At 52.5% G+C, this 14,295-nt stretch carries 14 protein-coding genes; 5 read left to right on the top strand and 9 right to left on the bottom strand.

The window, feature by feature from the left end; all coding sequences use genetic code 11:
- Positions 1–57: 57 nt before the first annotated feature.
- On the bottom strand, positions 58–483 hold the full coding sequence (locus F456_RS0117830) for a GNAT family N-acetyltransferase (RefSeq protein ID WP_018978414.1): 426 nt from the start codon (positions 481–483) through the stop codon (positions 58–60).
- A gap of 607 nt (positions 484–1,090) precedes the next feature.
- Here F456_RS0117830 and F456_RS0117820 point away from each other — a divergent pair.
- Positions 1,091–1,702, top strand: coding sequence for a superoxide dismutase (locus tag F456_RS0117820; protein ID WP_018978412.1), 612 nt, complete (start codon positions 1,091–1,093; stop codon positions 1,700–1,702).
- A gap of 237 nt (positions 1,703–1,939) precedes the next feature.
- On the opposite strand, the gene mutY is transcribed toward F456_RS0117820, so the two are convergent.
- From mutY to F456_RS0117800, 4 genes are all read right to left on the bottom strand, one after another.
- On the bottom strand, positions 1,940–3,223 hold the full coding sequence (gene mutY / locus F456_RS0117815; protein WP_018978411.1) for an A/G-specific adenine glycosylase: 1,284 nt from the start codon (positions 3,221–3,223) through the stop codon (positions 1,940–1,942).
- Positions 3,220–3,618: a holo-ACP synthase gene (gene acpS, locus F456_RS0117810; RefSeq protein ID WP_018978410.1), complete on the bottom strand. Its 399-nt coding sequence runs from the start codon at positions 3,616–3,618 to the stop codon at positions 3,220–3,222. Before acpS ends, mutY begins: the two co-directional genes overlap by 4 nt.
- Positions 3,619–4,110: 492 nt before the next feature.
- Complete coding sequence (nadE, locus tag F456_RS0117805; protein ID WP_018978409.1) at positions 4,111–4,926, bottom strand: ammonia-dependent NAD(+) synthetase; 816 nt, start codon at positions 4,924–4,926, stop codon at positions 4,111–4,113.
- Positions 4,927–5,222: 296 nt separating this feature from the next.
- A complete protein-coding gene (locus F456_RS0117800) occupies positions 5,223–5,657 on the bottom strand; it encodes a BrxA/BrxB family bacilliredoxin (protein WP_018978408.1) in 435 nt (144 codons plus the stop codon).
- A gap of 240 nt (positions 5,658–5,897) precedes the next feature.
- On the opposite strand from F456_RS0117800, the gene F456_RS0117795 reads away from it, so the two are divergent.
- Positions 5,898–7,172: a BaiN/RdsA family NAD(P)/FAD-dependent oxidoreductase gene (locus F456_RS0117795; protein WP_026293962.1), complete on the top strand. Its 1,275-nt coding sequence runs from the start codon at positions 5,898–5,900 to the stop codon at positions 7,170–7,172.
- A 703-nt stretch (positions 7,173–7,875) separates the two neighbouring features.
- Here F456_RS0117795 and F456_RS0117790 read toward each other — a convergent pair.
- Together F456_RS0117790 and F456_RS0117785 are read right to left on the bottom strand one after the other, a co-directional pair.
- Complete coding sequence (locus tag F456_RS0117790; RefSeq protein WP_018978406.1) at positions 7,876–9,156, bottom strand: ABC transporter permease; 1,281 nt, start codon at positions 9,154–9,156, stop codon at positions 7,876–7,878.
- Positions 9,153–9,887 carry an ABC transporter ATP-binding protein gene (locus F456_RS0117785; protein ID WP_018978405.1) on the bottom strand — a complete coding sequence of 245 codons (735 nt, stop codon included), beginning with the start codon at positions 9,885–9,887 and terminating at the stop codon, positions 9,153–9,155. The genes F456_RS0117790 and F456_RS0117785 overlap by 4 nt, the downstream gene beginning before the upstream one ends.
- A gap of 457 nt (positions 9,888–10,344) precedes the next feature.
- On the opposite strand from F456_RS0117785, the gene F456_RS0117780 reads away from it, so the two are divergent.
- Positions 10,345–10,812, top strand: coding sequence for a MarR family winged helix-turn-helix transcriptional regulator (locus F456_RS0117780; protein WP_018978404.1), 468 nt, complete (start codon positions 10,345–10,347; stop codon positions 10,810–10,812).
- A gap of 252 nt (positions 10,813–11,064) precedes the next feature.
- Here the strand turns inward: F456_RS0117780 and F456_RS0117775 are convergent, their stop codons facing one another.
- Complete coding sequence (locus tag F456_RS0117775; protein ID WP_051086762.1) at positions 11,065–12,537, bottom strand: MDR family MFS transporter; 1,473 nt, start codon at positions 12,535–12,537, stop codon at positions 11,065–11,067.
- 320 nt (positions 12,538–12,857) lie between these two features.
- Positions 12,858–13,160 carry a hypothetical protein gene (locus tag F456_RS0117770; protein WP_018978402.1) on the bottom strand — a complete coding sequence of 101 codons (303 nt, stop codon included), beginning with the start codon at positions 13,158–13,160 and terminating at the stop codon, positions 12,858–12,860.
- A gap of 312 nt (positions 13,161–13,472) precedes the next feature.
- Here F456_RS0117770 and F456_RS0117765 point away from each other — a divergent pair, with 312 nt between their 5' ends.
- Positions 13,473–13,952, top strand: coding sequence for a GAF domain-containing protein (locus F456_RS0117765; protein WP_018978401.1), 480 nt, complete (start codon positions 13,473–13,475; stop codon positions 13,950–13,952).
- Between the two features lie 138 nt (positions 13,953–14,090).
- The coding region (locus F456_RS0117760) for a helix-turn-helix domain-containing protein (RefSeq protein WP_018977597.1) at positions 14,091–14,295 on the top strand (205 nt) is incomplete at its 3' end.

Below are 14,295 nucleotides of genomic sequence, written 5' to 3'. Positions count from 1 at the left end.
GCTTTCTCCACCGTATCCGACAGCTTCCCGCTTCGGATATTGATCGGCTTCAGCCTTTTAATGTACAGCCAAAATACTGAGCTTCTGAACAGCATTCAAAATGCGGTTCGCGCCGTAGCCCATAGCTTCATACAGCGGGAGTGCAGGTGAGTTGTGCTCATCTCCAGATACAAAAATATCGCTGACTTTACGCTGTTGAAAGCGGCCTTCGAGCTTGGCGACCATCGCCTTGCCGATTCCCTGCCGACGATAATCCGGATGAACAGCAATACGGTAATAACAGCCCATGTTGCGCTCAATCGTACCGATCAGCACACCGACAAGCTCATCTCCGTCTTCCGCTACCAGAATCAGTTCCGAATCCCAAGACAACTGCCTGGCGAATGGACCAATCGTCTTTTCATAACATTCTTCGGATAAAGCGACCTTCAGAAGTTCTGAAATACGGCTAGAATCACTTAACTGAAAAGAACGAACGTTCATGCTTAAATCCCCTTCTTCTTTGGAAATGGCAGCACATGCAAAAAGCGGCATTACAAGTTTTCACAGCTATAGAACGGACGACTGTTATCCCCCGGCTCGATCAGGCTATGAAAACCGTCGTTCGGAGCCTTTCGCAAAAGCTTACTTGAATCAGGTTTTTACAGAAAGAAAGACGCGGATTTACAAAAAAGGCAGAAAAAATGCGTGGTTTCCAGCGGTTTCACTTTCCTCACACGCTTATTAAACCACAAGTGACACGAAAAAACATTACTTTTCTTTTGAAAGCGCTATAATTCGAGTTTTTTCGCCAGCTTGCCGTGCATTTCTCGCGATTTTTCGCCTTCTTTACCGTTCGATTATAAACAAATGGAATTTACATCATTATGACTTTTTTAACACTTCCCTATTTTCTTTTCTCCCTACAGCACAGGCTTGCAAGATTTTTTCGTTCTGCAAAAAGTCACGGAGGAAAAATGATCTATTGATTTAAAGAAAGTGTTCCTGTTTAATTAAAGGGTAAAGACGTTTCTCTGTACTTCCTAGGCAAGTTCATCATCTTTTGCGCGAAACGTCGCCAAATCCCACTTAAGCAGGAGGTAATTTTATTATGGCTTTTGAACTGCCAGCACTGCCGTACTCGAACGACGCGCTTGAGCCACATATCGACGCACAGACGATGGAAATCCACCACGATCGCCATCACAACACATACGTTACCAACTTGAACAACGCTCTGGAGAGCGCTCCCGAGCTGCAAAGCAAGAGCCTCGAAGAGCTGATCGCCAACCTCGACAGCGTACCTGAAAGCATCCGTACGGCTGTTCGCAACAACGGCGGCGGTCACCACAACCACAGCCTGTTCTGGACCGTTATCGGACCAAACGGCGGCGGCAACCCTTCGGGCGCGCTGGCTGAAGCAATCGACAGCGAGCTGGGCGGCTTCGATAAATTCAAAGAAGATTTCAACAAAGCGGCTACGACTCGTTTCGGCAGCGGCTGGGCATGGCTCGTTGTCGGCAAAGACGGCAAACTGGCTGTAACAAGCACACCGAACCAGGACAGCCCAATCATGGAAGGTCTGACTCCGATCCTTGGTCTGGACGTATGGGAGCACTCCTACTACCTGAAATACCAGAACAAGCGTCCAGACTACATCGCTGCTTTCTGGAACGTAATCAACTGGGACGAAGTGTCCAAGCGTTACGAAGCTGCGAAGTAATTCCCGACGAGCCTGCTGCCCGGCACAGCCGATGCAGCTTATCGCAAAAACGCCGATCCTTAAGGATCGGCGTTTTTTATGCATTCCGCTGTTTGTTCCTTGCAATTCGTATGCCGGAACCTCTACGATATCTTCTACTTGTTACTTCTGCTTCTTTTGCAACTGCTTCTTTTATTGCTGTTTCTCCGTTCATTCCCACTACTTCGTTCATAGCTCCTTTTGCTTCTCTTGCTGCCTCTACTCCCGCTCGCTCTCTCCTGCGAAATACCGGTTTAAAATATTCAAGAACAGGTTGGGGAATGCGATAGTTTCCATATCTTCGCGTGAGATCCAGCGCCATTCCTCGCCGGTTTCTTCGTCTATTAATTCGTCCTCCGCTTCAGCAGCTTCCGGAACCGCGACTGCGTAAGGCACGCCGCTCTCGGCAGCCAAATGTGCCAATGTTTCCGACTCCTCGCGGGCGATCAACACTCTCATCGTCCAATGAATATGGCTGAACGTATGCTCCGCTGTCAAATATGGTGACATTGGCGACCATGCCAATCCACGGTCTTCAAGCAGTTCTTCAAGCTGCGCGACATCAAGACCGAGATCTCCCGCTTCCGCCCCGCTTCCTGCCGCAATATGCGGAAGTTCCCACATGCCCGCCAGCAGGCCTGTCTTCGGACGACGGCGTACCAGCACGCGTCCCTCGTGTTCGCCGGACCCTTCCAGCAGCACGCCCAGCCGCTGCTCGGGACGAGGCTTCTTCGCCTTCGTCTTGATCGGCAGGTCGCGCTCCATCCCTTCGATCCGGCCCCGGCAGTGCTCCATAACCGGACAGATCAGACAGTGCGGCGATTTCGGCGTACAGATCAGCGCACCAAGCTCCATCAGCGCCTGGTTGAAGTCCGACGCCCGCCCTTCCGGAATCAATTCCGGAATCATCTTCTCCATCGCCACTCTCGTCTTGGGCTTGGCAATATCGTCTTCGATCAGAAAATAGCGCGACAGCACACGCATAACGTTGCCGTCTACCGCCGGTTCAGGCCGGTTGAAGGCGATGCTCAAAATCGCCCCGGCCGTGTACGGACCGACACCTTTTAAAGCAAAGACGTGTTCGCGTTCGGAAGGCATTTTTCCGTCATGCAGCTCTACAATCTGCTGCGCAGCTGCCTGCAGGTTCCGGGCCCGGGAATAATAACCAAGCCCTTCCCACATTTTCACGACGTCTTCCTGAGGCGCTTCCGCCAGATCGCGTATGGTCGGGAAACGCTCGATAAAGCGGTTGAAGTACGGAATAACCGTATCGACTCTGGTCTGCTGCAGCATAATTTCCGATACCCAGATGAAGTAAGGATCGCGATGGCGACGCCACGGCAGATCCCGCTTGCTGCGGTCGTACCAGAGCAGAAGCTCACGGCTAAAATAAGCTTTGCTCTCTTCCGCTTCGACAGTACCAATCCGCTCCCGAACCCGCCGCTCTCTCTCCTGTGCCGCGCTTTCGTTCGCTGCTTCGTTCCTTGTTTCCTCGTCAGTCATGATGTCGTCCTTTCTACTACGGCGAAAGCCGAAGCCATCGCCGGCTGATGCGTAATGCTCAAATGTATAAGATAAGCGTTCCCGCCCGGCAGATTCAGCCTGTTCCAAGCTGCCTCCGAGAGAGAGACTCCCGGCTTGCCCAGCGTATCTGGAACGATCTCGATATCGTCGAATCCGACTGTGCGACCGATTCCGCAGCCCAGCGCCTTCACGATCGCTTCCTTGGCAGCAAAGCGCCCGGAGACAAATTCCGCCAGCTTAGGACCTCGGGCTCGGGCAATTTCAAGTTCCTTCGGTGTCAAAATTCGGTACAGGAAACGTTCGCTTTGTTTTCCCTTCAGCAGCCGGACGACCCGGTCGATCTCCAATATGTCATGGCCGATTCCGTAGATCATCTCGGCTCCCCCACTTTCACTCCGTATAATTCGGCCGCCGTGTGGCGGCAGTGCCGCAGCTCTGCCCTATATTGTAGCAGGAGAAGCAGGCGAACTCCAGTTCCGGTTCGATTTCTGGATTGATGTCGTGCTCAACAGATGGCCTCCTGACGAACCTGGGTCATCCCGCAAAAAAGACCTGCTATAAGCAGGTCTTTAAGCTATTAAGAAAATCCTATGCACTTTGGAAGCTCAAGGGCTGCGGGAGAAATTCGTTGGCTGATGCTTACGATGTGCCTTTCTTCGAAAGGCTTTAAGTCGCTTGTTGAAATTAAGAAAAAGGATCGCGTTTTAGCGGTGTTTTCTCAATTTCAAAGGCGAGCACTATCGTTCCTATACTGAATTTCTCCCTCCGCCTCCTCACTTCACTCGGAATCATACTTTCTCGAACATTGACCTGCTGTAAGCAGGTCTTTAAGCGGTCGACAAGGTTTCTATGCGTTTCGCTTTGAATCAGATTCCCGGAATCGGACTCCGCTTATGCGCTGTGTTCTTATAGAAGTTTTCCAGCAGCGACTGAACGTTCGGATCGACTTCCTTGCCCTCCAGGTAGTCACTGTTCTCGTCGTACGTAATGCCCAGCTCAGCTTCGTCGGTCTGTCCGACCCACAGGCCGGCCGTCGGCGCTTTCTCGACAATCTCGCTTGGAACGCCCAGCGCACGCGCTACCTGACGAACTTGACGCTTGTTCAGGGTAGACAGCGGCGTAATATCGACCGCTCCGTCGCCCCACTTCGTATAGAAGCCGGTGATCGCTTCCGAAGCATGGTCGGTGCCGACTACAAGCAGGTTTAACTCGAATGACAGTGCATACTGTACAACCATACGAGTTCTCGCTTTGATGTTGCCTTTGCCCTTGTCCGTCATCTTGCCTGCATTGTTGATAGCCAGGTCTTGGAAGCTTTTCTCGACTGTAGAAGCGACATGGTCTACCGCATCTTGAATATTCGTTTCGACGGTATGCTTCAGATCGAAAGCTTTGGCCGTCGCGTAGCTGTGTTCGATATCGGACTGTTCGCCGTACGGCTGGAATACGCCGAGCGTGACATATTCCTTGCCCTGCTCCTGCGTTAATTCGTCCGTCGCCCGCTTGCACAGGCCGGCAGCTACTGCACTGTCTACACCGCCGCTGATCGCGATCAGCAGACCGTTGGTGCCTGAACCAAGCACATACTGTTTCAGAAAGTCGACCCGCTTGCGGATTTCGGCTTCAGGATCGATCGTGGGCTTTACACCCAATTCCGCGATAATCTGTTGCTGCAAACTCATCGTACATTCTCTCCTTTGAGTATCCGGAACTTGTATCTCCCGGACAAAATGGTTAATGCCTCTCCTCTCCATTATACCCGTAACAGGCTAACATCGAACTTACGCGTCTTTTTTTACATATTCCGCTTCTATTTTTGCTATGTAATTCCTCATCTGCTTGCGAAGTATTCCCCTATCCATTCATGAAAAAAAGCGCCCCGCATGACGAAATCGTCTGCCGGAGCGCCGCATATTTATTATTCAAAAACAGACTTATTTAAAAACAGACCGTTCAAAAGATAAACCGTCAAAAATGTTTAGCCGCAGAATTCGTCGAATTTCTGAGTCAGCTCTTCGGCAATCTCACCGGCAGAGCGGTCTTCAATTCCGTGACGCTCGATAAAGTGAACCAGTTCTCCGTCCTTGAACAGCGCAATCGAAGGCGAGGAAGGCGGGTACGGTGCGAAGTATTCGCGAGCCTGAGCCGTGGCTTCCTTGTCCTGTCCGGCGAATACCGTAAACAGGTTGTTTGGCGTTTTCTCATGCTGAAGCGCCTGGGCAACACCCGGACGGCATTGTCCCGCGGCACAGCCGCAGACCGAGTTGATCACGACAAGCGTTGTGCCTGTCGCGTTCGGCAGGTTTTCTTCCACTTCTTCCGGTGTACGCAGTTCACGAATTCCCAGCGATGTCAGCTCATCACGCATCGGCTGGATCATATCGCGCATATATTGATCAAAAGACATTGCCATGTCGATTCACTCCTTCAAAACGTTAATGTTCCTTTATTATAACGTGCTTCCTAACGAAAGGAAAGCCGTGATCCCATCTTCCGCCTGAACGATTTCGCCTTTTGTCCATATAAAGACGAAATTCCGTCTCTGTTTCCATTTCCAAAATCGTATCGCTTTTCCAGCGGAACAGAGCCATTTCTGCGCACTTTTTGTGCTATCATGGAGAAAATCGATTAACAAGGAAAAGGACGATGAATGTTGGATTATGAAGTGATTGTGATCGGTGGAGGATCCGCCGGGCTAATGGCCGCAGCAGCGGCCGGCGAGCGCGGAGCGAAAGTACTGCTGCTCGACAAGGGAGACAAATTGGGGCGCAAGCTGGGCATTTCCGGCGGAGGACGCTGCAACGTAACGAATAACAAAGAGTTCGACGAACTGATCAAATGGATTCCCGGCAACGGCCGGTTTCTCTATAGTGCGCTGTCGCAGTTCGGCAGCCGCGATATTATCGCGTTCTTTGAAGGACTCGGTATTCAACTCAAAGAAGAAGACAACGGACGGATGTTTCCGGTCAGCGACAAGGCCAAAACGGTAGTAGACGCTCTGGTCGGACGGGTTCGTTCGCTCGGCGTTGAAGTACGGATCAACACGCCGGTAGAACGCATTCTGTATCATGACGGACAGGCAGCGGGCGTTCGACTGAAAGACGGCAAAGAGATTTCCGCTTCCTGCGTCATCGCGGCCGTCGGCGGCAAGTCCGTTCCCAAGACCGGATCGACCGGGGACGGCTATCCGTGGGCAGAAGAAGCCGGACATACGATTACCAAGCTGTTCCCGACCGAAGTGCCGCTGACATCGGGCGCTGCTTTTATCCAGAGCAAGGAACTGCAGGGCTTGTCTCTGCGAGATATCGAACTGACCGTCTGGAATGCCAAGGGCAAGAAGCTTGTGACCCATGTCGGCGATATGCTGTTCACGCACTTTGGCCTGTCGGGTCCGGCAGCGCTGAGATGCAGCCAATATGTCGTCAAGGAGTTGGACAAACAGGCCGGCGGTACCGTACGAGTTACGGTAGACCTGATGCCGGATCGAAGCGCCGACGACGTCTATCGGGAAACGCTGAATCTGACAGCCGCTGAACCGAAGAAGGCGATTAAGAACGTACTCAAAAATGCGGTGCCGGAGAAGTTGATCCCGCTGCTGCTGATCCGCGCAGAACTGGACGACATGCTGACACACGACAACATTCCGAAAGCCAAGTGGACCGAACTTGCGAAGCTGATCAAAGCATTCCCAATCCCGGTCAACGGTACGCTGTCGATCGAAGATGCTTTCGTTACGGGCGGCGGTGTTCATCTGAAAGAAGTTGATCCGTCTACACTGGAATCCAAGCTGACCGAAGGTCTGTATTTCTGCGGCGAACTGCTCGATATTCACGGCTACACCGGCGGTTACAATATTACAGCCGCTTTCTCTACCGGCCATGCAGCTGGGACGAGCGCTGCAGAGCGTGCGATTGCGCTGCGGGGATAAGTTTGAGAGATTAGCTTCTGCAGCGATTGAGAGATGAGTCTCTATGGAGAATCCGACTTTCTGGACAGTCTGTCGTTCTAGGCAGTCTGTCGTTCTCGGCAGTCTAACGTTCTCGGCAGTCTAACGTTCTCGACAGTCTAACGTTCTCGGCAGTCTTACTTGCTCGGCAGTCTTACTTGCTCGGCAGTCTTACTTGCTCGGCAGCCTGATTTTAACGAATCCTGATAACACTATTCGCTCTCCAAACCGCTCTTATGGATTCTAAAGAATCGTGATAACGCTATTTGTCCCTAATCAGACTGAAACCGAGCCAATTGCCGCAAATAAGGATATGAGAATTCGTTAAATTCTCAAAAAGCCCGAAAATCATTAAATAGGGATACCTGGATTCGTTAAAACATAGAATAAGGCAGAATAGACATGCTTTTAGATGAATGAAAGAAACTTACCCGATAAACGAACAGGGCTGCGTCGTTAAGACGCAGCCCTGTTTTCTATTTTGAGTTGGATAAGTATAGATCAGGTAGGTAGAACGGATAGATAGGCAGGTAGGCCAGGTAGATAGGTAAAGCAGATAGACAGGTAAAGCAGATAGACAGGTAAAGCAGATAGGCCGGATAGATAGGTAGAGCGGGTAGGCAGGTAGGCTGAATAGGTGCGACGAACAGATAAGCCGAAGATCCCGACGCGCTGAACCTGCCGTTCATTCTTTTTTATGCCAGAATATAGATAAAGTAAACGCCAGCAGCACGCCGACCGCAGCGCCTGGCAGGCCAAATACCAGAGCTCCCCACCAGGCTCCGAACACTTTAACGCCCAGACAGGCCGTCAGGGCAAAAGCCAGCGGCAGCATCTGAATACCGACCGCCGGTGCGCAGGCGGAATCGGCAATCCCTCGGTCCAGGGAGGCAACCGGCGGAAAAGCATGATCGATGAAGCGCAGCCAGAGTCCTCGCAGCCACATGGAGAACAGAAGAAGGATCAGCGGTGTTACAACCCAGCCGACCCAGATCGGCCCGACAGCGACTCCTGCTACGCTGATGACCGCAAAGCGCAGATACATTGCCGCGTAGCCGTTCTCGCGCAGCGAACTTTTGAGCGCGGCGTCGGCGATCTGCCGCGTGCGCCAGCTGCCGGCGAAGCGCGGCAGCAGCGGTCCCGAGCGGCGCAGCAGCAGCGACCTGCGCTTGGGCGGCTGCGGCCGCTCCACTGCGCGCGCCAGCAGCAGCGCCGCGAACCGCAAGCGCACCGCCACATCGGCGGCGGCGCTTTCCTCAAAATGATGCGACAGCGCCACGCGCCTTTGCATCATAATTCCTGCCGCCGCGCCGAGCACCGCGGCGGCGGCCAGACTCGCGGCCGTTCCGGAGACGGCCGCCCAGAGAAAGAGCGCCGATATGGCGAGCAGCGCCGCCAGGGCCGCGCTCCCTTTCAGGCGCTCCCGCCGGAATATACCGGCGAAATGCGCAGTCATCCCCGCTGCCAGATGCAGCGCCCAGACCGCCAGGTACAGGGCGGCGACGCCGCCCCATGGGAGCAGATACAGCTCCCGCAGAAACGGCAGCAGCAGCGCCATGATCAGCGCTGCTTTGGCGCCTTGAAATACCGTGAACATAACGGCTGCCCGGGAAATCACATTCCTCAGCCAGCCCGGACGCTGTCGGAGGAACACCGCGTCGGCCGGATTGAGCAGCAGAATAGGGCGGGAAGCCAGAGCGCTCAGCAGCGGAAGCAGCAGAAGTACAATCAGCGGCAGATTTTGCATGACTATAGGAATTTCTCCGTGCCAGAAACCGTAATAATAGCGTCCGGCGAGCAGTCCAAACGGAACGATAATATACAGCGCCACGATCCAGTCGATGACCAGTCTCAGATTTTTTCGTTCCCAATTGAGGTAATCATGCAGCCGCCGCCAGAACAATGCTGCGGGTTCAGCCAATCCTGCAAACTTATGTATTCTAGGTTCAGATTTGCTGTCCCTCATACAGTCAGTGCCTCGAAGCAGTCGAACAAGTCGCCTTCACTAAGGCCGCTTGCTTCGCGGATCTGCGTCATGTTCCCTTGTGCCGCGGTCTCGCCGTTCGAGAGCAGCACGAAATAATCGCAGATCTTTTCCGCCGTATCAAGCACGTGGGTACACATCAGCACACCCGCTCCGCGCTGCCTCTCCTCTTCCAACAGCCGTAGGAAATCCCGGGTTGCCCGCGGATCGAGTCCGATGAACGGCTCATCTACAATATAGACATCGGGCTTAAGCAGAAATCCGAGCATCAGCATCATCTTCTGTTTCATACCCTTCGACATTCCGCCGGGCAGCTTATCGCGGGCATCGGTCATCCGAAAGCGCTCCAGCAGCCCGTTTGCACTTCGCTCAAACTCTTTTTCTTCCATGCCATAAGCAGCTCCCGCCAGAGCCAGATGTTCCCACAGCGTCAGCGTGTCATAGTAAAGCGGCTGCTCCGGCACGTAGGCATACGTACCCGATCCTCCCAGTACGATATCGCCTTTCACATGCGGAATCAGCTTCAGAATCGCTTTGATCGTTGTACTTTTCCCTGCGCCGTTAGGCCCGATCAATCCGACCAATTCTCCGCGGCATACGTCAAATTCAATGTCCCGTATCTGCCCGTCGCCCACCGAATAGCCTGCTTCTTCAATACGGACATTTAGAACGATTTCAGGTTTCCCATTTTGAGACTCTTCTTTGTTCTGCATCATTCATCTCCTCTTTCCATACAATGAAAATATCCGAGCAAAAACTGGATCAGAACAGAACATAGAAAAAAACTTCTATTCGAACGAGTCAATAATTTGGTCCTGCACTCTAGGTTCTGCATTCTAAATGCTTGTATGCAAACTCATCATCTTTTTAAAATAGAAAATTCTTTCAACGCCCAGTCCGGTTTTCAAATTCGAATGAAGCTGTTGAACGTAAAATACGATGTCGAGTATTGGCTTGCGTACACGCCATAATACGTCTATTTGAGGCTTTGGGTTCCTTTTCGCCAACTCTTCCTGGTCCACCTGGTCACTTCAAATTTGAATCTTCCGCGAAAACGTAAAATTTTAATAGTTAAAATGCAAAGCTGTGACAAATGACATGTTCCGATTAACAGCGCTGAATTAAGATAAATGTAGTTCATCTACCCAAATTCGAAAGGGCGGAAGCGTAATGATTCATTCCCAGGCACGAGATACCGAACTGTCGATGCATCTGTACCGGGTGTTTGCCAAATCGTTCAAGAGTGTCAACGAACATGCAGTTGGCGGAAGCAAAATTCAAGGCTTTAATCCCACGGCATTTGCCGTTCTCGAAGTTCTCTATTTCAAAGGCCAACAGCCGATTCAGCAGATTGGAGCCAAGCTTCTGCTGCAGAGCGGCAACGTCACTTATGTCATCGATAAATTGGAACACCACGGTCTGCTGGCTCGCCGCCCCTGTCCAACCGATCGGCGCGTCATTTATGCGGAACTAACGGAAAAAGGCAGAAGTCTGATGGACGAAGTCTATCCCCATTATGCGGAACGCCTCACTGATGCACTCAGCGGTCTTGAAGAGGAAGAGAAGCTTCAACTGATTCTGCTGCTCAAAAAAATGGGCATGGAGGCGGCAAAGCTTTCTCCGTTGGCACGCAAGTAGGTAGTCGTAGGCGATAAGCAGGATTGAACAAGTTTTGGATTCCCGCGGCAGCAAAGCAAAAAGACGACTACCCTGCTTTCAAAGCGGGAAGTCGTCTTTTTGAATTTATCGTCGCCTGATTTGAATACGGAATTTGAATACGGAATTGAATACAGAATTGAATACAGAATACAGGCTTATATCCTTTTCAACCAAAAGTACCGAGGCTCTTCGATCTGTATCAGTATGAATGCTCTACAGCTCTTGCCAGCCTCAGTCTGCATGCTGTCCCTGAGTCGGTTCCCCCGGCTCTTCCTGCGGTGCCGGAGGACGCTTGCTCAGCGGCAGTACCGCCAGCAGACCCAGCACGGTCAGAATCAGCATAACGACAAACAATCCATGCAGACCGCCTTCCAGAATCCCGGATAGGCTTGCCAGCTTATCCGGCGTCAGTTCGGCACGGCCATGTTCCGACAGCAGCGTGTTGATATCAGATTCAGTAACGCCCTGGGCACCTGCGGCCCCCGTTCCCGACAAGAGGGAAGCATTCAGAAGCGTTCCGAAGAAAGCAACGCCCAGCGTCTGTCCGAGCGTACGCAGGAAGGTGTTCAGTGCTGTCGAAGCACCCCGGAGCGAATAGCCGACCGAAGACTGTGCGATGATCGTAAACACGGTGAGCGACATCCCGAATCCGAGACCGAGTACGAGCATCAGCAGCGGAAGCACATAGCCTGGCGAGCCGCCTCCGATCATCGTTACTCCTGCAATGCCCGCCACCAGCGCCGTCAAACCGATAACCGCCGCGCCTCGTGCTCCGTTCTTGGCAATCATTCGTCCGCCGATAAACGAACCGGCAATCCAGCTGAAAGACATCGGCGCGAGCAGCAGTCCCGACAGAACAGCGCTGCCCTGCTGCACGCCCTGTACCCACAGCGGAATATACGTCGTAAGACCGATCAGCAGTGTGCTGACAAAGATCGCCGCGATACTGGAAAACGTAATGTCGCGAATACGGAACAGCTTCAGTGGAACCAGCGGCTCCGACACCCGGCTTTCGATCCAGACGAAGAGCACCAGCATCCCCACCGAGCCCGCAAGCAGACCGATAATGAGCTGCGAACCCCAGGAAGCGTTTTGCCCGCCTGAAGTCAATGCAAGCAGCAGTGCCGTCATCCCGATCGAGAAAGTCGCCGCTCCAGCCCAGTCGATCTGCGCTTTCCGGCGAGTCCGCTCTTCTTTGAGAAACAGCATAATAAACAGTACGGCCAGCAGGCCGAACGGCACATTGATTCCGAAGATCCAGCGCCAGGAAAATGTATCGACCAAATAACCGCCCAGCAGAGGTCCGACGAGCGAAGCGATTCCCCATACCGAGCTGATCATACCCTGCACTTTGCCGCGCTCTTCCATCTTGTACAGATCGCCTACAATCGTATACGTGACCGGGATAACGGCTCCGGCTCCAATACCCTGCAGGGCACGAAAAGCAATCAGCTGCTCCATGCCGCCGGCAAATCCGCACAGCGCCGAACCGATAATGAAGAGCACACAGCCGATTAGGAAAACGGGCTTGCGTCCAAAAAGGTCGCTGAGCTTGCCGAAGATCGGTGTCGTCACGGCCATCGTCAGCAGATAAGCGGCGAATACCCAGCTCATCAGCGAAGCCGCTTCAAATTCGCCTACGATCGACGGCGTTGCCGGGCTGATCACCGTTCCCTCGACTGCCGCCAAAAAAGTGGACAGCATCAGACCGGCCAGTACATACTTTCGTTTGTCTTGCACTCGTCCCACTTCTTTCAAGTCCCCCCGTCACGTAAAGCGCCCGAAAGCGTTCCGTCCAAAATAGCTGCATAATTCGGCCCTGTAGATGCAGGCTAGGCAGCATCTCTTCCATCTTACCATGTCAGAACTTACCATGTCAGAAAGCGTCCGGCGATGCCGGTCACAAAAATCCCCGAAGCCGTATCCTTGGATACAGCTTCGGGGATCTATCCGCCGGCCAATCGTTTTGACTGCCTGCGGTTAAGATTCGTGTCCATCTTGTACATGATCCGCTATTTGTTCATTCAGACGCGAACGGCTTTGTCTGCCCGGCTTTCGGTCAGTACTTCCGAACACATACTGCCGAGCGAAGTGCGGACCTTGCGCAGCTCGTTGATCCCTGCTCCGGTCAGCGTATACTCTTCCCCGTGGGCGGTAAGCAGATTTTCGGCAGCCAAATGCTCCAGTTCCTGCTTGACCTCGCGGTCTGCAACCCGGTAACCGGCACGCTCAAGTTTGGGCAGCGCTTCGCGAATAGAAATATCTTGTTCCTCCGCATAATGCAGCAGGTGAATCCGTATGAATAAGTTCTGTGTTGCGGCCTGCATATCGCCTCTCCTCCATTCTGTGACGGCTGTCGCATTTCTGTGGCTTCGATCCTACTATAGATTTCGGCAAAGCAAAATACGCAGCGTTTGAGTTACCCACTAATTACCCGTCGCTTTATCGAGGGAAACACCTCTCGGAAATCGCTGCATGCATTGACATTTCTCTCGGAAAAGGCCTTAATTAAGAGACTGGACAGACATTGGAACCAGAGGTTGGGAGAAAAATTTCGGGCCGCTTTTCTTCGATTTTGACTCGTTTTTCAACCCGACCGATATTTTTCGAATTCCCCCGCGAATAGGAGGCTCATACCCATGTTTGAAACAAAAAGCTATGAAGGTACGCGCGAAGAACGTTATGCAACCGCGCTTTCCCAATTGAAAGCTCTGATCGACGGCGAGCCCGACAGAATCGCCAATCTTGCTAACGCTTCGGCACTGCTTGCGCAGTGCCTGCCCGATACAAATTGGTCCGGATTTTACCTGTATGACGGCAAAGAGTTGGTTCTTGGCCCATTCCAGGGACTGCCTGCCTGCATTCGTATCCCAATCGGCAAAGGCGTCTGCGGTACGGCTGCCCAGACACGCGAAACACAGCTTATCGAAGATGTGCATGCGTTCCCTGGTCATATCGCCTGCGATGCGGCTACCAACAGTGAGATTGTCGTTCCACTTGTCAAAAACGACGAACTGATCGGCGTATTGGATATCGACAGCCCAGAACATGCTCGATTCGATGAGACCGACCGTGAATTCCTAGAGCAGTTTGCTGAAATTCTCGTCGCTCAGCTGTAAGAAGAGGCAGAATGTACATCCGACTAACCAAAAAGCACCTGCGGCGCCGAGGCGGTGGTATTATCCCCTCAAGGTAGACAGTGAAAAAAGACCTCATGGTAAAATGAGATCAACACTGAAGACCGGAGGGGATTTTTTATGGCTAAAAAAGGACAAACGTTCAAGCGATACGAGGAAGAAACCAAACGGGAAGCCGTGAGGTTGAGAACCGAAGAAGGCTGGAGCTATCCCCAAATCATGGAGAAGCTGAACATCGCAAATAAATCCCAGATTCAACGGTGGGTTGAGAAAAGTAAGACGGGGGAAGGCTTTGCCGACCAACGCGGACGTTGGAACAAAACCA

The sequence above is a fragment of the Saccharibacillus kuerlensis DSM 22868 genome (assembly GCF_000378145.1).
Classification (GTDB): domain Bacteria; phylum Bacillota; class Bacilli; order Paenibacillales; family Paenibacillaceae; genus Saccharibacillus; species Saccharibacillus kuerlensis.
This window is presented reverse-complemented; position numbering and strand designations above follow the sequence as displayed.